This is a genomic window from Agrococcus jenensis (genome assembly GCF_003752465.1).
Taxonomy (GTDB): Bacteria; Actinomycetota; Actinomycetes; order Actinomycetales; family Microbacteriaceae; genus Agrococcus; species Agrococcus jenensis.
Window position 1 is genome coordinate 862258 of the sequence record NZ_RKHJ01000001.1, and the last position, 20714, is coordinate 882971.

24 protein-coding genes are annotated in these 20714 nt (G+C 73.6%); 11 read left to right on the top strand and 13 right to left on the bottom strand.

The genetic code is table 11. The annotated features are described in order from the left end of the window. Positions 1-67 precede the first annotated feature (67 nt). Together EDD26_RS04225 and EDD26_RS04230 are read left to right on the top strand one after the other, a co-directional pair. Positions 68-1000, top strand: a complete 933-nt coding sequence (locus EDD26_RS04225; RefSeq protein ID WP_123696563.1) for a hypothetical protein — start codon at positions 68-70, stop codon at positions 998-1000. A 27-nt stretch (positions 1001-1027) separates the two neighbouring features. Continuing rightward, on the top strand, positions 1028-1852 hold the full coding sequence (locus tag EDD26_RS04230) for a hypothetical protein (RefSeq protein ID WP_123696564.1): 825 nt from the start codon (positions 1028-1030) through the stop codon (positions 1850-1852). A gap of 71 nt (positions 1853-1923) precedes the next feature. Here EDD26_RS04230 and EDD26_RS04235 read toward each other — a convergent pair whose 3' ends face one another. Continuing rightward, positions 1924-2142, bottom strand: a complete 219-nt coding sequence (locus tag EDD26_RS04235; protein WP_123696565.1) for a helix-turn-helix domain-containing protein — start codon at positions 2140-2142, stop codon at positions 1924-1926. Beyond that, positions 2142-2627, bottom strand: coding sequence for a DUF2975 domain-containing protein (locus EDD26_RS04240; protein WP_123696566.1), 486 nt, complete (start codon positions 2625-2627; stop codon positions 2142-2144). Before EDD26_RS04240 ends, EDD26_RS04235 begins: the two co-directional genes overlap by 1 nt. 146 nt (positions 2628-2773) lie before the next feature. Here EDD26_RS04240 and EDD26_RS04245 point away from each other — a divergent pair, with 146 nt between their 5' ends. The 3 genes from EDD26_RS04245 (at position 2774) to EDD26_RS04255 (ending at position 5108) form a co-directional block, all read left to right on the top strand. Next, on the top strand, positions 2774-3628 hold the full coding sequence (locus tag EDD26_RS04245; RefSeq protein ID WP_123696567.1) for a DUF2382 domain-containing protein: 855 nt from the start codon (positions 2774-2776) through the stop codon (positions 3626-3628). A gap of 147 nt (positions 3629-3775) precedes the next feature. Further along, entirely contained in the window at positions 3776-4840 is a 1065-nt protein-coding gene (locus EDD26_RS04250) for a DUF998 domain-containing protein (RefSeq protein ID WP_123696568.1), read from the top strand. 52 nt (positions 4841-4892) lie between these two features. Next, on the top strand, positions 4893-5108 hold the full coding sequence (locus EDD26_RS04255; RefSeq protein ID WP_123696569.1) for a DUF5302 domain-containing protein: 216 nt from the start codon (positions 4893-4895) through the stop codon (positions 5106-5108). A 44-nt stretch (positions 5109-5152) separates the two neighbouring features. Here EDD26_RS04255 and EDD26_RS04260 read toward each other — a convergent pair whose 3' ends face one another. Beyond that, complete coding sequence (locus tag EDD26_RS04260) at positions 5153-5884, bottom strand: MBL fold metallo-hydrolase (protein WP_123696570.1); 732 nt, start codon at positions 5882-5884, stop codon at positions 5153-5155. Positions 5885-5965: 81 nt separating this feature from the next. On the opposite strand from EDD26_RS04260, the gene EDD26_RS04265 reads away from it, so the two are divergent. The 3 genes from EDD26_RS04265 to EDD26_RS04275 are packed head-to-tail and all read left to right on the top strand — an operon-like array spanning position 5966 to position 8852. Beyond that, the gene (locus EDD26_RS04265) at positions 5966-7414 is read left to right on the top strand and encodes a DNA recombination protein RmuC (protein ID WP_123696571.1); all 1449 of its coding nucleotides are present in this window, start codon (positions 5966-5968) and stop codon (positions 7412-7414) included. A gap of 4 nt (positions 7415-7418) precedes the next feature. Continuing rightward, on the top strand, positions 7419-8063 hold the full coding sequence (locus EDD26_RS04270; RefSeq protein WP_211333824.1) for an NUDIX hydrolase: 645 nt from the start codon (positions 7419-7421) through the stop codon (positions 8061-8063). 45 nt (positions 8064-8108) lie between these two features. Further along, complete coding sequence (locus EDD26_RS04275) at positions 8109-8852, top strand: DUF6624 domain-containing protein (protein WP_123696572.1); 744 nt, start codon at positions 8109-8111, stop codon at positions 8850-8852. A gap of 40 nt (positions 8853-8892) precedes the next feature. Here EDD26_RS04275 and EDD26_RS04280 read toward each other — a convergent pair whose 3' ends face one another. Genes EDD26_RS04280 through idi form a run of 9 tightly spaced genes read right to left on the bottom strand, consistent with a single transcriptional unit; the run spans position 8893 to position 16451 of the window. Beyond that, positions 8893-9336, bottom strand: coding sequence for a pyrimidine dimer DNA glycosylase/endonuclease V (locus EDD26_RS04280; protein ID WP_123696573.1), 444 nt, complete (start codon positions 9334-9336; stop codon positions 8893-8895). Between the two features lie 10 nt (positions 9337-9346). Then, the gene (locus EDD26_RS04285) at positions 9347-10828 is read right to left on the bottom strand and encodes an SDR family oxidoreductase (RefSeq protein WP_123696574.1); all 1482 of its coding nucleotides are present in this window, start codon (positions 10826-10828) and stop codon (positions 9347-9349) included. Next, positions 10825-11712, bottom strand: a complete 888-nt coding sequence (locus tag EDD26_RS04290; RefSeq protein ID WP_123696575.1) for a prenyltransferase — start codon at positions 11710-11712, stop codon at positions 10825-10827. Before EDD26_RS04290 ends, EDD26_RS04285 begins: the two co-directional genes overlap by 4 nt. After that, the gene (locus EDD26_RS04295; protein ID WP_123696576.1) at positions 11705-12076 is read right to left on the bottom strand and encodes a lycopene cyclase domain-containing protein; all 372 of its coding nucleotides are present in this window, start codon (positions 12074-12076) and stop codon (positions 11705-11707) included. The genes EDD26_RS04290 and EDD26_RS04295 overlap by 8 nt, the downstream gene beginning before the upstream one ends. Further along, complete coding sequence (locus EDD26_RS14990; RefSeq protein WP_123696577.1) at positions 12073-12405, bottom strand: lycopene cyclase domain-containing protein; 333 nt, start codon at positions 12403-12405, stop codon at positions 12073-12075. Before EDD26_RS14990 ends, EDD26_RS04295 begins: the two co-directional genes overlap by 4 nt. Continuing rightward, positions 12402-13979 (bottom strand): phytoene desaturase family protein, encoded by a 1578-nt coding sequence (gene crtI, locus EDD26_RS04305; RefSeq protein WP_123696578.1) that lies wholly within the window; start codon positions 13977-13979, stop codon positions 12402-12404. The genes EDD26_RS14990 and crtI overlap by 4 nt, the downstream gene beginning before the upstream one ends. Next, entirely contained in the window at positions 13976-14890 is a 915-nt protein-coding gene (locus EDD26_RS04310; RefSeq protein ID WP_123696579.1) for a phytoene/squalene synthase family protein, read from the bottom strand. The genes crtI and EDD26_RS04310 overlap by 4 nt, the downstream gene beginning before the upstream one ends. After that, positions 14887-15906 (bottom strand): polyprenyl synthetase family protein, encoded by a 1020-nt coding sequence (locus tag EDD26_RS04315; RefSeq protein WP_170165529.1) that lies wholly within the window; start codon positions 15904-15906, stop codon positions 14887-14889. Before EDD26_RS04315 ends, EDD26_RS04310 begins: the two co-directional genes overlap by 4 nt. Beyond that, the gene (gene idi / locus EDD26_RS04320) at positions 15903-16451 is read right to left on the bottom strand and encodes an isopentenyl-diphosphate Delta-isomerase (protein WP_211333825.1); all 549 of its coding nucleotides are present in this window, start codon (positions 16449-16451) and stop codon (positions 15903-15905) included. Before idi ends, EDD26_RS04315 begins: the two co-directional genes overlap by 4 nt. 62 nt (positions 16452-16513) lie before the next feature. Between idi and EDD26_RS14995 the strand changes: the two genes are divergently transcribed. Next, positions 16514-17083, top strand: coding sequence for a MarR family winged helix-turn-helix transcriptional regulator (locus EDD26_RS14995; RefSeq protein WP_281273311.1), 570 nt, complete (start codon positions 16514-16516; stop codon positions 17081-17083). A gap of 4 nt (positions 17084-17087) precedes the next feature. Here the strand turns inward: EDD26_RS14995 and EDD26_RS04330 are convergent, their stop codons facing one another. Then, positions 17088-18491 (bottom strand): ATP-dependent DNA helicase, encoded by a 1404-nt coding sequence (locus tag EDD26_RS04330; RefSeq protein ID WP_123696581.1) that lies wholly within the window; start codon positions 18489-18491, stop codon positions 17088-17090. Between the two features lie 144 nt (positions 18492-18635). Between EDD26_RS04330 and EDD26_RS04335 the strand changes: the two genes are divergently transcribed. Then, positions 18636-19442, top strand: a complete 807-nt coding sequence (locus EDD26_RS04335) for a class II glutamine amidotransferase (protein ID WP_170165530.1) — start codon at positions 18636-18638, stop codon at positions 19440-19442. Positions 19443-19493: 51 nt separating this feature from the next. Next, positions 19494-20711, top strand: a complete 1218-nt coding sequence (locus tag EDD26_RS04340; RefSeq protein WP_123696583.1) for an aminoglycoside phosphotransferase family protein — start codon at positions 19494-19496, stop codon at positions 20709-20711. Positions 20712-20714 lie beyond the last annotated feature (3 nt).

Here is a 20714-nt window from a genome sequence, read left to right on the forward strand (position 1 = left end):
CGTCCCGACGCGCGGGGTCATGCGGATGCCGCACGGATCGGGGCGGTGCTGCGAAGGGGTGGCGGCGATGGCCGACGGCGGCGAGCGCGAGGACCACATCGGCGACGACGAGATCGAGATGCTCGTCGGCTCCCTCGGCAGGACCGCGCTCCGGCGCCGCGCGATCATCGCAGCGGCATCCGGACCGGCGGTCGACGAGCAGCTGCTCGATGACCGGCCGGTGCCGGACGCCGTGGCCGAGCGGCTCGACCGCTTCCGCCAGACGCTCGTGCCGCTGACCCACCTCGACCTGCGCGGCGCGGTCATGCACAAGGTCTCCGACGGCCTCGACCTCACCATGAGCGGATGGTTCGAGGCGGCGGCCCGGCCGGAGCCGCGCGACCTGCTCCACGTCTACGGGCCCGACCGCGACGCCACCGGCGAGCAGCGCTACTACCGGTGGGCATGGCTGGACCACAGCACGTACGCGAGCGCCTTCAGCACCACAGGCCCGGCGATCGTGCGCTCCGGCAGGCTCGCGGGCAGCTGCGGCGTCTACTGGGGCCAGTGGGCGTTCAGCGTCGGCGGCGCGGGGATGCTCTTCACCGCGCAGCACGGGGCCTCGCGCGTCTCGGTCCGGCCCTACGTGCCGTGGGTGGCACTCACGTCCTTCAACCACTACTCGATCGGCGCGTCGGTCGTCTGCCACCTCGGCATCCTGGTGGAGAGCTGGCGGCCGGGGGACGCGCAGACCCAGCAGGAGCGGGACCACTTCGTCACCGTCGTGCACCGCACGTCGGCGGAGGGCTACCTCTTCGACAGCCAGACGAGCGGCACCGCGGTGTCGAGCGACGGGCTCGTCACCGACTTCGTCGCCGTCCCGGGCCGCCGCTACGCGATCTACGTCTACGCGTGGCTCGAGACGAACGGCGGCGCGGTGGGCTCGGGTCCGCTCGGCTACGCCCGCATCGAGCTCGACGCCTCCGTGCCCTTCGTCGTGGCGCAGGAGACGCTGCTCTGAGGCTCAGGAAGCGGGGCGGTTAGGTTCATGGGGCTCAATGTCGTGGTCCTCCTCACGACTCTGCTCGTGGGGCTCCTCGGGTCGGCCACCTCGGTCACCGATTCTGTCCCCGGCAAGGTTGTCGTCTCTACGCTGCTCGTCGTGTCCACGGCCACTTCCATCTGGCTACGCCGGACAGAACATCTGAAGGAAGAGGAGATGTACGCCGGCGTGCGGGAGCTGTCGTCGCGCGCACTGCCGGCGCCCGCCTCGTTCGACCACGCCGCCCGAGCCGTGAGCACATACTTGCGAGAGCGTTGCGGACTGCATCTGAATGCGGTTCAGCACAAGGTAGAGCAGGGCGCGACCGCGTTCATCGTCCAGATCCTTTTCTCTGATCCGGCCCCAGAGACCGGACTAGACCCCGACGACGACGACATCGAGTGGGAAGACTACCCAGAGCTGATCTGCGGGGTTCTCGTGCTCGACGCTAATGACGTGCGGACGATGTCGCGGCTCAAGGGCAGGCGCCTCGAGCAGATGCTCGAGGAAGAGATCATCGGTGCCTGGGGCCGTGAGGCGACCTCCGAGAGCTGGGCGTTCATCGACCACCGGATGATGATCCTGCTCGAGGGAATCCTTGTCAGTCTTGGAGCGCCGGCAGCATCAACATCAACAGTGCACGATCGCGACTCGCATCTCGTCGCAATCGAGGTGGAGATCGATGCTGATCCGACTGATCCCGCGCGCGTTCTGGTCCTGGACGCCGCCTTTCTCACGGCGATGCTGCGAGAGCCGGTATTGGAGCGTGGCGCGATGATGATGCGAGAGGTTCGGACATGGCTCTCTGTCGTGGGTCCTGACGACGCGTGAACCAACCCGGTGCCTCGAGCGCGGCGACCTACAGCTGCGACGTCGTGGCGCAAGAGACGCTGCTCTGAGGCTCAGGCGGGCTCCGCCTCCTCGACCCACTCGAGCAGGTCGCCGGGCTGGCACTCGAGCACGCGGCACATCGCGTCGAGCGTCGAGAAGCGCACGGCCTTCGCCCGTCCGTTCTTCAGCACCGCGACGTTGGCGGGCGTCAGCCCGACCCGCTCGGCGAAGTCGCCGACGCTCAGCTTGCGCTTCGCGAGCTCGACGTCGATCCGCACCACGATGGGCATCAGATGACCTCCTCGAGCTCTGCGCGGTAGCCGGTGGCCTGCCGCAGCAGGCCGCGCATGACGATCATGAGCAGCAGCGGCAGCGACGAGAGCACCACGACGCCGAACAGCAGCATCGGGATGCCCGGGTCGCGGATCTCCGGCGTGAAGAAGATGACCGCCGTGACCGCGAGCGCGAAGCCGGCGAGGAGCGCCCAGCCGATCGCGAGCGACCACACGATCGCATCCACCCAGCGCCGCGACGCGTCGCTGAACAGCCGGTCGCGGCCGATGAGCGTCAGCAGCCGCCAGATGCAGACGATCACCGCGAGCACGCTCAGCAGCACGAGTGAGAGGACGATCTGCGTCGGCAGGCGCACGCCGGGCTCCGGGGTGCCGTCGGACAGCTCGCCGGGCAGGGCGAACGTCAGCAGCACGAGCAGCCAGAGGGCGGCGACGACGAGCACGACGCGGAGGGCGAAGACGACGAGGCGGGACTGCAACATCCATCGAGTCTCGCGCGATATCTATCGAAAGTCAATTGGTTGAATGCTGAGCGTCTCCCGAGTGCGGCACGCCCAAGCGTCTGTCACTGTTGTCCCCCACCCGCTGTACCCCAACCCGGGGTGCGCGCAGAGAAGAGGGGGAACCAATGACGGATCACACCTTCAGCATCGACGAGCTCTACCGGGGCACGGTCTACGACTCCGACGGCGACAAGATCGGTGCTGTCAAGCAGGTCTACACCGACGACACCACCGGAGAGCCGCAGTTCGTGACGGTCAACACCGGCCTGTTCGGCTCCCGCGAGAGCTTCGTGCCCGTAAGCGGCGCGACCCGGCAGGGCGACGACATCCACGTGCCGTACACGAAGGCCTTCGTGAAGGACGCGCCCGGCATCGAGGCCGACGGCCACATGGAGGAGAGCGAGCAGGACGAGCTCTTCCGCTACTACGACTACAGCGGTGGCGGCCGTGACACCACGACGTACGACCGCGACACCACCGCAGGCGTGGGCGGCGTCGGCGGGCTGGGCGACGGATCGCTCGACCGCGACCGCGACCGTGACCTGGACCTCGACCGCGACCGCACCTCCGACCTCGGCGACGAGTCGATCGTGCGCCGCGAGGAGCAGCTCAACGTCGGCACCGAGCGCGTCGAGACGGGCCGCCTGCGCATCCGCAAGCACGTCGTCACGGAGCAGCAGACCGTGACCGTGCCCGTCGAGCGCGAGGAGTTCGAGGTCGTGCGCGAGCCGATCACCGGCACCTCGACCGGCGGCACGCTCGGCGACGACGAGATCGCCGTCACCACGCACGCCGAGCGTCCGGTCGTCGACAAGGACGTCGTCGACGCCGAGCGCATCGGTGTCGAGAAGCGCACGGTCACCGATCAGGAGCGCGTCTCCGCGGAGGTCTCCAAGGAGCAGGTCGACATCGACCGCGACGGCGACGTCGACCGCGACCGCGACCGCGGCATCGACGGCGACGGCGGCCTGCGCCGCTGACCGTCCGGCCTCGCGCCGCATCGTCGACCCGTCCCGCTTCGGCGGGGCGGGTCGATCGCCGTCCGGGCGGCCGCTCGGAGCGCTCCGTCGGGAGGCGAGCGCGGGTCGCACCGCTGCCGGTCAGTCCCGCGTGGTTCGATCGGCAGCATGGAGGCACCGGTCGAGGCGGACGCGCGCCGCGAGTCGCGCGCGATCGCGGCCGCGTGGGCGTGCTTCGCGGTGGGCATCGCGCTCGGGCTCATCGCCCTCGCCGGCCCGCCGCGCCCGATCGCCGGCGAGGGCTCGGTCGCGCTTCCGGCCGCCGGCATCGCCGCGCTCGTCGCCGCCACCGCGTTCGCCGTCAGCTCCGCCGTGCACCGACGCGGGGAGACGACACCGATGCCGCGCTGGCAGGCGGTCATCGCACGCGTCTCGACCATCGCGATCACCATCGCCTTCGCCGCGGTCGCGTACCTCGCGGTGCTCACGGCCGGCGAGATCCTCGCGCTCGGCCTGCAGGGGCTGCAGGCACCCGCGTTGGGCGGCGCGCTGCTCACCGGCGCCGCGAGCGCGGCCGCCGGGTGGCTCGCCTTCCAGGCGGGCGTCGAGCTGCGCACCACCGACCTGGCCACCCTGCTCTTCGCGTTCCTCACCATCGGCACCGTGTTCGCGATGATCACGGCAGCCGACCCGCGCTGGTGGGAGCGGCACTTCTCCGACCTCGGCACCGGCTGGGCGTTCAACCTCACGCTCATCGTCGCGGGGCTGCTGGTCGCGACGATCGGCGCGTACATCGGTCGCGACCTGCACCGCCGGCTCGGCGACGCCGCGCTGCGCCGGATCGCGCTGGTGGTCGCGCTCTTCGCCCTCACCGGTGCCGCGCTCGCCGGCGTCGGCGTCTTCCCGGTGCATCGGGGGCAGCTGCTCCACGACATCGCGGCATTCGGCACGCTCGGGCTCTTCGGGATCACGATGGTCGTGGTGACGATCGTGATGCCCGGGCCGCCCCGCGCGCTGCTCCTCACGACCGTCGGGGCCGGGGTCGCGCTCGTCGTCGCGGTGCTGCTGTGGCGACCGCTCGAGGTCTACAGCGCCACGGCGCTCGAGGCGATCGCCGTCGGCATCCTCTTCGTCTGGCTCACGACGCTCGTGCGCACCCTCGCCGCGCTCGTGCCGCAGGAGAGTCGCCCGTCGGGGTCGCCGTCGCCGCTGCGTGCGGCGCCCGCGACCTGACCGCGGGTGCGGCCGACTCGACATCGGTGCCCGCAGCGGGCAAGGTTGAGCCATGACGAGTCACGATCCGGTCGAGCCTGAGACGCCGCAGGACACCCCTGAGGGCACCGAGACGGCCGAGGAGGCGCAGCGTCGCAAGTTCCGCGAGGCGCTCGACAAGAAGAAGCTCGGCCACCACGGGCAGGGCATGGGCGCCCCCGGCGGCGTGCAGGGCGCGCACTCCGGTCCCGCCGTCCAGAAGCGCGTCCACCGCCGCAAGAGCGGCTGAGCCGGGCCCTCGCTGGTGCTCGCGCTTCGCGCTGAGCGCCGGCGTCAGCCTGCCTGCGCGAGGTAGGCGAGCTGCGCCGCCATCGACGCCTCGGCCGCCTGCCGCACCGACGGGTCGACGTCGGCGTAGACGACGTCGGTGACGGCGGCGACGGGTGCGTCCGCGGCCGTCGTGCCGAGCGTCGCGAGCGCGTCGCGCACCTGCTCGAGCCGCTCGAGCCGGTGCGCGCGGTACTCGCGCGCCACCGCGGCGACGGAGGGCAGCGGATCGCCGTGGCCCGGCAGCGCCTCGAGGTCGCCGAGCGCCTCCAGCCGGTCGAGCGTCGCGAGGTAGGGCCCGACCGCGCCGTCGGGGTGCATGATCACGGTCGTGCCCCTGCCGAGGATCGTGTCGCCGGTGAGCACCGCCCGGCCCGGCACCACGATGCACACCGAGTCGGCCGTGTGGCCCGGGGTGGCGATGACCTGCAGCTCGACGTCGTCGACGGGGATCCACTCGCCGTCGACGAGCGGCTCGCCGCCGAGGCACTCGTCGGGATCGAGGCCGCGGAGCGCGGCGCCGGTGGAGCGCGCGAGCTCGGCCGCGCCCTCCGTGTGGTCGGGGTGGCGGTGCGTCACGAGGATGAGCCGCGGCCGGAGCCGCACCAGCCGCTCGATGTGCTCGGCGTCGGCAGGGCCCGGGTCGACGACGACCTGCCCGCCCAGCACGTAGGTGTTCGTGCCGTCCAGCGTCATGGGGCCGGGGTTGGGTGCCAGGATGCGCTCGATCTCGACCATGCGTCGACCCTACGACGCCGGGCATCCGCCCCGCTGGCGCGTCCCGGCGACGATGTCACCGGCCTCTGGTCCCATGGACCCATGGAGCCGCTCGTCATCGTCGCCGCACTCGCCGCCGTGCTGCTCGCCGGCGCGCTCGGCGCGCTGCTCGGCACGCGGATCGGGCACGCGCGCGCCACCGCCGACAGCGCCGCGACCACGGGCGACCTGCTGGCCGCGCGGAGCCGGCTCGAGGTGCTCGAGGCCGAGCGCATCCGGGAGCGCGACATCGCGGAGCGCCGTCACGCCGCCCAGCTCGAGGAGGTGCGCGACGAGGCGCAGCGCCGCGTCGCGGAGGAGCGGGAGCGCGGCAGGGAGGTGCTCGCCGAGCTGCAGCAGGATGCGCAGCGCCGCGCCGACGAGTTCGCCGCGCTCAGCAGCGCGGCGCTCGAGCGCAACTCCGCCGTCTTCCTCGAGCAGGCGGAGGAGCGGCTGCGGCGATCGCAGACCGAGGGCGCGGCCGAGCTCGCGAAGCGCGAGGCCGCGGTGCAGCAGCTCGTCGAGCCGCTGTCGAAGTCGCTCGAGTCGGTGCGCGGCGAGGTGACGGCGGCCGAGCAGGCGCGCGCGCAGGCGAACGCCGCGCTTGCCGAGCAGCTGCGGGCCATGCGCGCATCGTCCGAGCAGCTGACCGTCGAGACGCGGCAGCTCGTCACCGCGCTCCGCGCGCCGCAGGTGCGCGGGCGCTGGGGCGAGCTGCAGCTGCGGCGCGTCGTCGAGTCGGCCGGCATGCTCGAGCACGTCGACTTCACCGAGCAGGCCCACCACGCCACCGACGACGGCGCGCTGCGCCCCGACATGCTCGTGCACCTGCCGGGCGACAAGCAGGTGATCGTCGACGCGAAGGTCGCGTTCAGCGGCTACCTCGAGGCCATGGAGGCGCGCGACGACGCGACCCGCGACAAGCGCCTCGACGCCCACGCGCGCCACATGCGCGACCACATCGACCAGCTGGGCTCGAAGGCCTACTGGGAGGCGGTGCCCGGCACTCCCGAGTTCGTGGTCATGTTCGTGCCCGCGGAGCCGTTCCTCAACGCGGCGCTCGAGCGCGACCCCACGCTGTTCGAGCGCGCCTTCGCTCGGAACGTCATCCTCGCCACACCCGCGACGCTCGTGGCGCTGCTCCGCACGGTCGGCTACACCTGGCGGCAGGAGCAGCTCGCCGGCGAGGCCATGCAGGTGCTCGAGGTCGGCCGCGAGCTGCACAAGCGGCTCGGCACGATGGGGTCGCACCTCACGACGCTGGGCAAGCGCCTCAACAGCACGGTCGAGGCGTACAACGCGTTCAACGCATCGCTCGACCGCAACGTCGTCACGCAGGCGCGGCGGTTCTCGAGCCTGCAGGGGCTCGATCCGTCGCTCGATCGCACGCCGCCCCTCGAGGTGCTCGCCGTGCCGGCGCAGAAGCCCGACCTGCACGCGGTCTCGGTGACGCAGATCCGCGAGCATCCCGGCATTGCAGACGCGGATGAGGCCTCCTCAGCGATAGCGTGAGTCCGTGACCGTCATCCCGACCGCCGCCACGCTCGTGCTCATGCGCGACGGCGCGGGCGCGATCGAGGTGCTGCTGCTGCAGCGGCCCGACCGCGGCGCGTTCGCGGGTGCCTGGGTGTTCCCCGGCGGCAAGGTCGAGCCGGTCGATCGCGTCGACGACGAGGAGACCACCGCGCGCAACGCCGCGGTGCGCGAGACGGCCGAGGAGTCGGGCCTCGTCGTGACGCCCGACGCGCTCGTGCCGCTCTCGCACTGGTCGCCGCCCGAGCAGCTCGCGACGAAGTTCATCACCTGGTTCTTCGTCGCCGAGGCGCCCGCGGGCGAGGTCGTGGTGCAGCAGGCCGAGGCCGTGGCCGCGCGGTGGATCCGCCCGGCGGATGCGCTCAAGCAGCACGGCGCCGGCACGCTCCGGCTGTTCCCGCCCACCTGGGTGACGCTCGACACGCTCATGGCCTACCCGACCGTCGATGCGGCGATCGCGGGCATCGGGCGGCACGAGCTGCGGCGCTACGCGACGAAGCAGGACCCCGAGCGCGGGCTTGCGATCTGGGCGGGCGATGAGGCCTACGACGGCCTGCCCGACACCGAGGAAGGCCCCCGCCACCGCCTCCACGTGGGGGCGCTCCCCTGGCGGTTCGAGCACCGCTGAGACGAGGGCCCCGCCGAGGTGCGGGCATCCACTAGCATCGCGCCCATGGCCGCCCCCGGTGCGTCGCGATCGATCGGTGCGTCGCGATCGATCGGCGCGTCGCGCTCGATCGGTGCGGCGGCGCTGCTCGCCGTGGCGGTGCTCTGCGGCTGCGCAGCGGACCCGGTGGTCGACGACTCCTCGACGCCGCCCTCATCGTCGCCGACCGCATCCCCGGCGGCATCCGCATCGAGCTCGCCCACGTCGATCGAGACCGAGCCGGACTGCCCCGCGCCGGCCCCGCCCGCCGCCGGCACCGCGTTCGACCAGGCGCTGCACGACGAGCTGGTGGCGATGCTGGAGCGCGATCAGGCCGGACGGCTCGGCACCGGCCCCGACGAGGAGGGCGATGCGGCGCGCACGGAGCGGCTCGCCGAGATCATCGCGGAGCACGGGTGGCCGACGTTCGACCTCGTGGGCGAGGACGGCGAGGACGCGGCGTGGGCGATCGCCCAGCACGCCGACCTCGATCCGGGGTTCCAGCGGTGCGCGCTCGAGCACCTGCGCGTCGCCGTCGACGCGGGCCAGGGGTCGCCCGGCAACCTCGCCTACCTCGACGACCGCATCCAGGCCGCGGCGGGTGCGCCTCAGCGGTACGGCACCCAGGTCGCCTGCACGGACGACGGGCCGGTGCCCGCGACGCCGCTCTCTGACCCCGACGGCATCGAGCGGATCCGCGCAGAAGCGGGGCTCGCGCCGTACGCCGACTACCTCGCCGAGATGGCCGAGATCTGCGCGCAGCCGGGATGACGGGGGCGCGGCGCGACCGTCCGCCCCGCACGGGGCCGGTTCAGGAGGTCGCGCCCGTCCCGTCCGACACGCGCTCCCAGCCCTCGATGCCGCCCGCCTCCACGACGAAGCACGGATGCGGCAGCGCGCGCACCGCGAGCGGCAGGCGGTCGGGGCTGCGCCCCGCGAGCTTCGCGCGCAGGTGCTGCAGCTCGTGCTCGAGCTGGCCGTCGGTGACCGCCATGAGCGGCGCCGGCCCCGGACGGTCGATGCGCGTCCGGTCGTAGGTGTAGCCGCGCGCATCCGCCTCGTCGGCGACGCGCGCGAGGTAGGCGCCGATGCTCGCGAGCGGATCCGGCTGCGCGCGGAAGCGCTCGAGCTGCGGGTGCCGCAGGTAGCCCTTCGTGCGCCCGGCGAGCACCGCCTGCGCGAGCAGTCCCTCCCGCCAGCAGGCGGTCAGCCCTTGGCGGTCGAGCAGCGCGGGGTGCAGCGACCAGATCCTCATCTGCTCGATGCTAGCCGCGCGAGGATCGCTCCGACGCCTCCGCGACCCCGACGAGGCGGCTCGCCATCGCCTCGAAGATCACGTGGTGCGCGGGCACGAGCGACCACCAGTAGAGGCGGCCGGTGAGGCCGCTCGGCAGGAAGATCGCGCGCTGGCGGTAGTGCGCCCCGTCGCCCTCCGGGGTCACCTCGAACTCGATCCACGCTCGTCCCGGCACCTTCATCTCGGCGCGCAGCCGCAGCAGCCGTCCGCGGTCGATGCGCTCGACGCGCCACCAGTCGACCGTGTCGCCCTCGCGCAGCCGGTCGGGGTCGCGGCGGCCGCGGCGCAGTCCGACGCCGCCGACGAGCCGGTCCGCGAGGCCGCGGAGGCTCCAGAGCAGCGGCACGGAGTACCAGCCGCGAGCGCCGCCGATCGACTCGACGACCGCCCAGACCGCAGCGGGTGACGCCGACGTGGTGCGCTCCCGCGCATCCTCGAACACCGTCGTGCCCGACCAGCGCGGATCGGTGGGCAGCGGATCCGACGGCGCGCCGGCCGCCGACGCCGAGCGCCAGCTCGACTCGATGTCGCCAGAGCGCTCGCGCGCGAGCGCGAGGCGCACAGCCCTGCGGTAGCCGGTGAGGCCGCCCTCGGGCGGCGGGATGACCGCGTCGATGCGCCGCTCCTCGACCACGCAGTCGTGCAGCAGCGAACCGATCAGCGGGATCGCGATCGCGCGCGGCACGGGGGTCACGAGGTTGACCCACTGGGAGGCGAGCCACGGCGTGAGCACCGGCAGCGGCGCGATCGGCCGCTGCGGCAGCCCGGCCTCGACCGCGTAGCCGTTCATCACCTGGCCGTAGCGCAGCACGTCCGGGCCGCCGATGTCGAAGGTGCCGTGCACGTCGCCGGGCACCGAGGCAGCCTCGACGAGGTAGTGCAGCACGTCGCGCACCGCGATCGGCTGCACGAAGTTGCGCACCCAGCGGGGCGCGGGCATGTAGGGCAGCACGTCGGTGAGGTGCCGGATCATCTCGAAGGAGGCGGAGCCCGAGCCGATCACGATGCCCGCCTCGAGCACGATCGTCGGCACGCCGGAGGCGAGCAGCACGTCGCCCACCGCGACGCGCGACGCGAGGTGCTTCGACAGGTGCTCCCCCTCGGGGTGCAGCCCCGACAGGTAGACGATGCGCTGCACGCCCGCCGCCTTCGCCGCCGCAGCGACGTGCCGGGCCTGCACGAGCTCGGCCTTCGCGAAGTCGCCGCCGGCGCCCATCGCGTGCACGAGGTGGTAGACGACGTCGATGCCCTCCATGACGCGCTGCACGTCAGCCGGCGCCTCGAGGTCCCCGCGGACGATCTCGACCGCATCCGCCCACGCGGCGTCGCGCAGCCGCCCGGGGTCGCGGGCGAGCACGCGCACGGTGTGCCCCGCCTCGACGAGGCGCGGGGCGAGGCGGCCGCCGACGTAGCCGGTGGCGCCGGTGACGAGCACGTGTCGGCCGGTCATCGCACGCCCATCGCCCACAGGATGCAGACCATCGTCACCACGAAGCCGGCGGCGTAGTTGACCCACAGGAACCGCCGCCAGCCGCGGTTGGCGGCGGCGCTCGCAGCGTCGGTGACGCTCCAGAACGGCGCGGCGAGCACGATGTAGGGCAGCGCGACGGCGGCCGCGACCCACGCGGGCCACGGCGTGAGCAGCGTGAGCGCGCCGGCGGCCGCCCAGAGCGCGATCGCGAGCCGCACGGTCGCGCGGGCGCCGAGCGCGGTCGCGATCGAGCCGATCCCGGCCTCGCGGTCGGGCACGACGTCCTGCACGGCGCCGAAGGCGTGGCTCGCCATCCCCCAGCAGAAGAAGGCGGCGAGCACCGCGGCGAGCTGCGGGCTCCAGTCGGCGCCCGCGAGCACGAGGCCGTAGACGGCGGGGCTGACGAAGTGGGTGCTCGAGGTGATCGAGTCGAGCAACGGCACCTCCTTGAAGCGCAGCCCCTTCGCGGAGTAGGCGACGACCGCGAAGAGGCTCACCGCGAGCACCGCCCACGACCCGGGCCCACCGAGCGCGAGGAGCACGAGCACGAACGGCGCCGCGAGCCCGACAGACCACGCGAGCGTCGCGCGGTGCGTCGAGGGCGGCAGCAGCGCGCCCTCGACGCCGCCCTTCCGCGGGTTCTTCGCGTCGGACTCGTAGTCGAAGACGTCGTTGATGCCGTACATCGCGAGGTTGTACGGCACGAGGAAGAAGAGCGTGCCGATGACGAGCCGGGCGTCGACCTCGCCGGTGGTGAGCAGCATCGCGGCGGCGAACGGGAAGGCGGTGTTGACCCAGCTGACCGGCCGGGAGGCGAGCAGCAGGCGGCGACCGAGGCCGGCCGCGCGATCGACCTCAGGCATCCGCGCGCTCCCCGGCTCCCGCGCCGCCGGGCGCGCGCTCCGCCCAGCTAGCGCGCGCCGCGCGCGACGAGCGGATGCGCGTCGGCAGCAGCCGCCAGAGCGCGACCACGACGAAGAGGGCGATGAGCGCGTAGGCGAGGTCCTCGACGGGGGCGAGGCCGAGGCGCGGGCCGAGGAGCAGGGCGTCGTCGTAGCGGAAGAGGTCGATCGCGATCATGGCCGAGTCGAAGGCGATCGTGAGGGTGAGCAGGATCGCGGCGGCGATCGCGAGCGACGCCCAGCTGCGGCGACGGCGGCGGAGCGCGACGACGACCGCGACGATCGCGGCCGCCAGCAGCGGCGCGAGCAGCAGCGCGTAGGTCACGACGCCTCCCTCGTCCGGCGCGACACGAGCACGCGCTCCGCGCCGGTGAAGGCGACGAGCGCGACGTATGCGAGGAAGAGCAGGAAGGCCAGCTCCTCGATCGGCAGGTGCGGCAGCACCTCGATGCCCGTCATCCAGGGCGACGCGCCGAGCCGGAAGTTGCCGGTCGCGATGGCTGCGAGGTCGAAGCCGACCATCACGAGCGCGGTCAGCACCACCGCGAGCAGGGTGCGCGGGGCGTCGCGGAAGAGGGCGAGGCGGTAGCGGGCGTCGAGCGCGCCGGTGCCGAGCGCCGCGACGGCGATCGCGCCGAGGTACGCGAGGCTCATCGGGTGCCCTCGGCCGCGGGCGCGAGCGGCTGCAGCGGGCCCGTCGAGCGGTCGCCCCGCACGTGCTTCACGACGAGCTCCGCGGAGATCAAGCACATCGGCACGCCGATCCCCGGCACGGTCGTCGAGCCGGCGAGCAGCAGGTCGCGCACGCGCGGGTGCTTCGTCGAGCCGCGCAGGAACGCGCTCTGCCGCAGCGTGTGCGCGGGGCCGAGGGCGGTGCCCCGCCACGCGTCGAAGTCGGCGGCGAAGTCGGCGGGGCCGACCGTGCGGCGCGTGACGATGCGGCCGGCGAGGTCGTCGATGCCCGCCCACTCGGCGATCTGCGCGATCGCCCGGTCGGCGATGGCCTCGACAGCCGCGTCGCCCGCGCCGTCGACGCCGCCGGCGCCCAGGCGCACGTCGGCGGGCACGGGCACGAGCACGAAGAGCGCCTCGTGGCCCGCCGGTGCGACCGAGGGGTCGGTCGCGGAGGTGCGGCTGACGTAGAGCGACGCGGGATCGGTCACGCCGTCGGCGGGGTCGGCGGCGGGCGGCCCGAAGATGCGGCGGAAGCCCTCCTCCCAGTCGCGCGTGAAGAGCAGCGTGTGGTGCTCGAGCTCGGGGACCTGCCCCTCGACGCCGAGCATGACGAGCACGGCGGACGGGCCGGCGACACCGCGCGCCCAGCGGCGGCGCCCGCGCTCGGCGAGGCCCGGCACGTGCGCCAGCAGCTTCGTGTCGGTCGCGTGGCCGTCGGCGGCGGACACCACGAGGTCGGCGTCGATGCGCTCGCCGCCGGCGAGCACGACGCCCCGCGCCGCGCCGTCCTCGACGAGGATGCGCTCGACGCGCGAACCGGTGCGGAGCGTCGCGCCCGCCTCGGTCGCGAGCCGCGCGACGGCCTCCACGATCCGCGTGAAGCCGCCCTGCGGGTACCAGACGCCCTCGACGAGGTCGAAGTGGCTCATCAGGTGGTACATCGAGGGCGCAGACCTCGGCTCCGTGCCCAGGAACACGGCCGGGTAGCCGAGCGCCTGCCGCAGCCGCCGGTCGCGGAACGAGCGCGCGATGCGCGACTCGAGCGACTCCACGAGCAGCCGGGCGAGGGTCGGGAAGCGGCGCGCGAGCCCCATCCCGGCGAACGCGCTGGGCGAGTCGAACCGGTTGGAGAGCAGGCCGCCGGTCGCGAGCGCCGCGGTCTCGGTCGCGGAGTCGAGGTAGCGGCGCAGGCGCGCGCCGGCACCCGGCTCGATCGCCTCGACGCGCTCGATCGTGGTCGCGAGGTCGCCCGAGATCTCGAGCGCCTCGGGCTCGCCCTCGAACAGCACCTTGTAGGCGGGGTCGAGGCGCACGACGTCGAGCTCGGCGTCGAGGCTCGATCCGAGCATCCGGAAGGCCTGCTCGTACGGCTCGCGCATGAGCATCCACGACGGGCCGGTGTCGAACGTGAAGCCGCGCGAGCGCCACACCCCTGCGCGGCCGCCGAGCGCGTCCGACTGCTCGACGAGCGTGACGTCGTGCCCGTCGCGCGCGAGCAGGCCGGCGCTCGCGAGCCCGGCGATGCCGCCGCCGATGACGACGATGCGGCTCATCGGACGGGCTCCGGCCGCGGCATCCGGACCGACGACGCAGAGGCGCGCGCCAGGCCCGCGCCGAGCGCCGCCCGGGCGATGATCGCCGCCTTCTCGGTGCGCGGCACGCTGATCCGCCGCGCCGGCAGCTCGGCCGCGGGGGTCGCCCGGATGCGGCGCGCGAGCGAGGCGAAGAGGTCGTGCGCCGCCGTGACGGCGGGCCGTGCCTCCCGCGGCAGGCTCGGGATCGTGCCACGGGCGATGCGCAGCTCGCCCTCGAGCCGGTCGAGCACGCGACCCACGGCCTCGTCGGTGGGATGCGCTGGGTCGAGCCCCGGCAGGTACGTGCGGCCGAGCCCCTGGGCGTCGGCGCCGAGGTCGCGCAGGAAGTTGACGACCTGGAAGGCGCTGCCGAGCGCTCGGGCGCCGCGCGCCACCCGCCGCGCCTCGGCGTCGGGCAGGCTGTGGCCGACGGTGAAGCAGCGCACGCACATGATGCCCACCACCTCGGCGGAGCCGTAGACGTACTGCCGCAGCTCGCGGTCGTCGGCGAACGCGACGGGGTCGAGGTCGCGGCGCATGGCGGCGAAGAACGGCGCGGTCTGCCCGCGGTCGATGCCGACCCTGCGGGCTGTCTCTGCGAACGCGTGGACGACGAGGTCGGCGCTGAAGCCGGTCGCGATCGCGCGCTCGACCTCCTGCTCGAGCCCGTCGAGCACGCGGCGGCACGCGGCCACGTCGAGCCCCGACTCGGCGCCCGGGCCGTCGACGATCTCGTCGGCGACGCGCACGAGGGCGTAGACCGTCTGGATGTCGCCGCGCATCGCGGGCGGCAGCAGCCGGCTCGCCATGCCGAACGAGGTCGAGTATGCGGCGATCACCGCGGAGCTCGCCCGCCGCGCGGTCGCGGTGTAGAGCTCCAGGCCCGTCATCGTCCGCGCTCCGCGCAGCGGCCGACGATCGTGGTCAGCTCGGCTCGCAGGCGCTCCTCGATCGGTGCGGCCTCGAGCAGCGCCTTCACGGCCGCGCACTCGGCGTCGATGCGCCGCTCGACCTCGTCGAGCGCCCCGCTGCCGCGCATGACGGCGCGGATGCGGGCTGCGGCGCCCTCGTCGGCCGTCGGGTCGCCGTAGTGGTGCGCAACGCGCGCCCACGACGGGTCGCGGCTCGCGAGCGCCGAGAGCAGCGTCGGCGCTCCGGCGCGGATGTCGCTGAGCACGCTCTTGCCCGTGACCGCCTCGTCGCCGAAGACGCCGAGCACGTCGTCGCGCAGCTGGTAGAGCACGCCCATCCGCAGGCCGATCGCGCCGAGCTCGGCGATCACAGCCTCGTCGCGACCACCGAGCACCGCGCCCAGCTCGAGCGGTGCGCGGAAGGAGTAGTCGGCCGTCTTGCCCTCGAGGATGCGGCCGATCGCCGCCTCGTCGGGCACGGCGCCGGCGAACAGGACGTCGTCGTGCTCGCCCTCCGCCGCCCGCACCATCGCGCGCTCGACGATGTCGGCGAGCCGGATGCGCACGGCCGTCGGCACGTCGAGGCGCGCGAGCGCTGCGATCGCGCGCACGAGCAGGGCGTCGCCCGCGACGATCGCCGTGGTCATGCCGATGCGCGCGGCGGTCGCGGCGGGGATGCCGGCGGCGATCGCGGTGTCGGCGGCGGCGCGGGACAGCGACGGCTGGCCCCGGCGCTCGTCGTCGGCGTCGATGACGTCGTCGTGGACGAGCAGCGCCGCGTGCAGCAGCTCGACCACCGCGGCGGTCGCGATCACCGCCTCGCGATCGGCGCCCTCGCCCGCGGCCGCGACGACGAGCCGCGGGCGCAGCAGCTTGCCGCCCGCGACGGCGTGCTGGGCGGCGACCTGCACGGGGTGCTGCCCCGTCGGCGCCGCGAGCAGCGCGATCCGCTGCTCGACCTCGGCGAGCAGCGTCGGGGTGTCGACGGCGGTCACGGCGCACCCACGAGCGCGGGCAGCTGCTCGGCCTGCAGCACGAGCCAGGGGCTGAACGCCCACGGCGTGGCACGGATGCCCGCGAGCAGCTGGTCGGGCTCGACCCACTGCCACTCGGCCACCTCGGTCGGATCCGGGTCGAGCGCGCCGACGACGCGGGCGACGAAGACGGGGCAGACCTCGTTCTCGACGATGCCGCTCGCGTCGACCGCGCGGTAGGCGAAGTCCGGGAGCGCGAGCTCGAGCTGGCCCACCTCGGCGCCGAGCTCGTGCTGCAGCCGGCGGCGCACGGCCGCCTCCATCGACTCGCCGGGCGCGGGGTGGCCGCAGCAGGAGTTCGTCCACACCCCGGGCCACGCGACCTTGGAGAGCGCACGACGGGTGACGAGCATGCGACCGTCGTCGTCGAGCACGTGGCACGAGAACGCGAGGTGGAGCGCGGTCGAGGTCGTGTGCACCGTCGCCTTCGGGGCGGAGCCGATCGGCTCGCGTCGCTCGTCGAGGAGGACGACGAGCTCCTGCTCGAGCGGCTCGATGATCGTCATGACGACACCGTAGCAAATAGTGAGCCTACGCAACTATGAGTCTTTCGTCCTACTATGGGCACATGATGCGCCCAGAGGACATCCCCGCCGAGCAGCGAGCGATGCTCGACCCCCGGCGCCTCGACGCATCCGCCGAGCTCGTGACCGAGCTCGGGATGAGCGACGCCGACGTCGAGGAGGTCATGGACCTCTTCCACGCCCTCCGGCGCTGGCACCAGGCGTCCGAGGCGCACAGCGAGGCCACCCGGCGCTTCATGAAGCTCAACGAGAACGACATGCGGGCGGTCCGCTTCCTCATGGTCGCCCGACGCGAGGGGCGCATCGTCACCTCGACGATGCTCGCCGAGCACCTCGGGATCACCGGGCCCTCGGTGACCAAGCTGCTCGACCGCCTGGAGCACGCCGGGCACATCCGCCGCGAGGCGCATCCGACCGATCGCCGCGCGCTCTCGATCGTCGTGACCGACGAGACGCGGGAGACCGCGACCGCATCGGTCGGCAGGGACCACACGCGCCGCTTCGCGGTGGCCGCGGCGATGTCGAGCGAGGAGCGGCGGGCGGCGACCCGCTTCCTGCGGGAGCTCGCGGCGCTGCCGGTGCTCGACCACAGCGCCCCTCCCGTCGCGCGCTGAGCCGCTAGAAGGGCGGCGGCGCGTCGGAGGCGAAGGCGTCGACGCGGTCGCGACGATCCTCCTCCGCGGCCGTCTCGGCCGGCGCGGCATCGCGCGCCGGTTCCTGGCGCAGGTCGTCGCGCGCGGCGCGCGCCGCGTCGCGCGCGCGCACCTCGTGGATGAAGCGGCGCACGCGCTGGTCGACGATGATGTCGGCGGGCCGCAGCGGCCGGGTCAGGTACAGGCCAGCGAGCGACGTGAGCCGCGACAGCGCCACGTAGGTCTGGCCGGGCGCGAACGCGCGCGTGCCGAGGTCGACGACCGCCCGGTCGAAGGTCTTGCCCTGCGACTTGTGGATCGTGACCGCCCACGCGAGCCGCAGCGGGAACTGCGTGAACTCGGCCACCACGTTGCGCTTGATCTCCTTCGTGGTCGGCGAGTAGGAGTAGCGGTACTGCTCCCAGACGGCCGGCTCGACCTCGTGCTGCTGACCGTCGACCTCGACCCACACGGTGCCGCCGATGTCGACGACCTTGCCGAGCGAGCCGTTGACCCAGCGCCCCTCCGCGTCGTTGCGCAGGAACATCACCTGCGCGCCCAGCTTGATCTGCAGCTCGGCGTCGGCCGGATACTGCCGGCCGCCGAAGTCGCCGGAGATCTCTGCCATCGCCGTCTTGTGCCTGCCGGGGAGGCGCGCGAGCTCGCGCGCGTTGATGCGGTTGACGGTGTCATTGCGGGTCGCGAGCGTGAGCACGTCGTCGCCGGGCGGCGTGCGCGCGCCGGCGTCGTTGAGCAGCTGCGCGATGTCGGCCGTCACCGTGCCGTGCCGCACCGCGTTGAGCGCCTGCTTGAACTCCAGGTCGGTCTGGCGGTGGATGTGCACGAGCTCGACGACCGTGAGGTCGCACTCCTCGCGCCACACGCGCGCGTCGAAGAACCACATCGACTCGTAGTGGTCGGCGAAGTAGGCGCGCTCCTCGGCATCGCCGGGCACCGGGGCGAGCTGGTAGGGATCGCCGAACATCACGACCTGCACGCCGCCGAACGGCACCGACCGCACGCCGCGGGCCTGGCGCAGCGACCGGTCGATCGCATCCATGAGGTCGGCGTTCACCATCGATATCTCGTCGATGACGAGCAGGTCGAGCTTGCCCAGCATGCGCTTGAGCTCGGCGCTCTGCCGCAGCGGCGCGTCGGCGATCACGCCGAGCGGCAGCTTCAGCAGCGAGTGGATCGTCTGGCCGCCGACGTTGAGCGCGGCGACGCCGGTCGGAGCGCACACGATGATCTGCTTCTTCGAGTGCTCGGTGAGGTGCCGCAGCAGCGTCGACTTGCCCGTGCCGGCGCGGCCGGTGATGAACAGGTGGCCGTCGCCGTCCTCGATGGATGCGAAGATCGCCAGCTGCTCCGGGGTGAGCTCGACGGTCATCCCACCATCCTCCCGCATCCGGGCGCGACAGCCGGGAGCGCCGCCGCGCGGCTGTGGGTCGGCCTGTGTGACCGAGTGTGACGACGCATCCGACATCGGCGCGCAGGATGCGAGAGGATGGAGGGGACGGAGAGGGGGAAGACCATGTGCAGACTGCTGGCGCACGTCTCCCCCGCGCCTGCCACCACGAAGGACGTGATCGGCGCTCGCGCCGCCGTCGAGTGGCAGCGGCTCGGCCGACTGCACACCGACGGCTGGGGCACCGCGTGGCTCGACGGCGACGCCGTGCGCCGCTACCGCGACCCCGTGCGCGGCCTCGACAACCCCGACCTCACCGACGCGCTCGGCGACACGCCCTCGCGCGCTCGCCTCACGCACCTGCGGCTCGCGACCGAGGGCTTCGCGAGCCGCGTGCAGAACACGCACCCGTTCCGCGTCGACGAGATCGTGCTCGCGCACAACGGCTCCGTCACGCCCTTCGCCCGGCTGCGCGCGAAGGTGACGGACGAGGAGCTCGCCCGCGTGGGCGGCGAGACCGACACCGCGGTCGTCTTCGCGCTCATCCTGCGCCGGCACGACGCCGGCGAGCCGCTGTTCGACGCCGTCACCGCGACGGTGACCGAGCTGCGGCGCGAGTTCCCGACCTCGGCGCTCAACCTGCTGGTGCTCTCGCCCCGAGAGCTCATCGCGGTGCACGCCAACGAGGGCGCGCCGATCCCCCACGAGCTGTTCGAGGAGTCGGGCCTCGGCGACGACCTGCCGGCCGGCCACGTCGACCACTACTACCAGCTCTCCTGGCGTCGCTCGGAGGACGGCTCGATCGCCGTGACCTCGAGCGGGCTGACGGGCGACGGCTGGAACCGCATGGCGCCGGAGACGGCGGTGCGCGTCGACCTCGCCGAGCTCACCGTCGACCGCCGCGAGCTGCGCCCGGTCGAGGCCGCAGCCTAGGAGCCGCCGATCGCGGCGCTCGAGCACGTCGCGCTCATCCACCGCGGTGCCGTGCTCGTGGATGCGACGGGTGCGCTGCCGGTACTGCCCGACCTGCCTGCCGACCACGACGGCCACGCGCTCGCCGACGTCCTCGCCCTGGTCGGCGCCGACATCCCGCTCGCCCCCACCGCGAAGCTCGCCGACGGCGGCTTCGTGCACCTCGTGGGCATGCGGGGCGGCGCGCCCGAGGGCGCCCTCGTCGCACCCGACGCCCTCGCGGACCCCGCCCACGCCGCCGTGGTGGCGCCCGCGCTCGCCGAGCTCGACCCCCGGCGGTCACCGGTGCTGCGTCCCGACTGGTTCCGCCCGGGTTGGTTCGACCTCGTCGAGGCGTGGATCGACGCCGTGCTCGCGCCGAGCGGGCGGCGACGCACGGGGCCGGTCGAGCCGTTCCGGCTGTGGAGCATCTCGGCCGTCGTGCGCGTGCCGACGGACGGCGGCGAGCTGTGGTGCAAGGCGTCGTGCGACCACTTCCGGCGCGAGGCCAGCATCCACGCCGCGGTCGAGCGCCTGCTGCCCGACCTCGTGCCGCGGCTCGTCGCGATCGAGCGCGACGAGGGCTGGCTGCTCATGGAGCCGATGGACGGCACGGAGCAGGACGAGCAGCCCGCGGGCACCGCGGCGGAGGTCGCGCAGCGGTGGGCGGCCGCGCAGCTCGAGGCGATCGAGCACGTGCCCGCGCTGCTGGCCGCGGGCCTCGAGCACCGGGGCGCCGACGCGACCATCGCCGCCTTCCTGCGCCTCCTCGCCACGAGCGCCGAGCTCGAGCTGCTCACGGATGCCGAGCTGGCCGACGTGCGCGCCGCCGCCGACCGCGCGGTCGCCCTGACGCGCGCGTGCTGGGAGGCCGGCATCCCGGAGACCCTCGCGCACGGCGACCTGCACCTGGGCAACGTCGCGTGGGACGGCCGCGCGCTGCGCATCTTCGACTGGACGGACGGCTGCGTGAGCCATCCGTTCCTGGATGCGACGCACCTCACGCGCTTCGCCGACGACGCCTCGGCGTCGGCCGCGAAGGCGGTCTACGCCGCGGTCTGGCGCGACGCGCTCCCGAGCGTCGACGTCGACCGCGCGCTGCGGCTCGCGCCGCTCGCCGACCTGGTCTTCCAGACCGTCACCTTCGAGGCGATCGCCGCGGCGACGGAGCAGCAGTCCGCGTGGGAGCTCGGCGGCGTCGTGGCGCGCAACCTGCGGCTGCTCCCGGGCCTCGTGGTCGAGGTCGGCTGACCG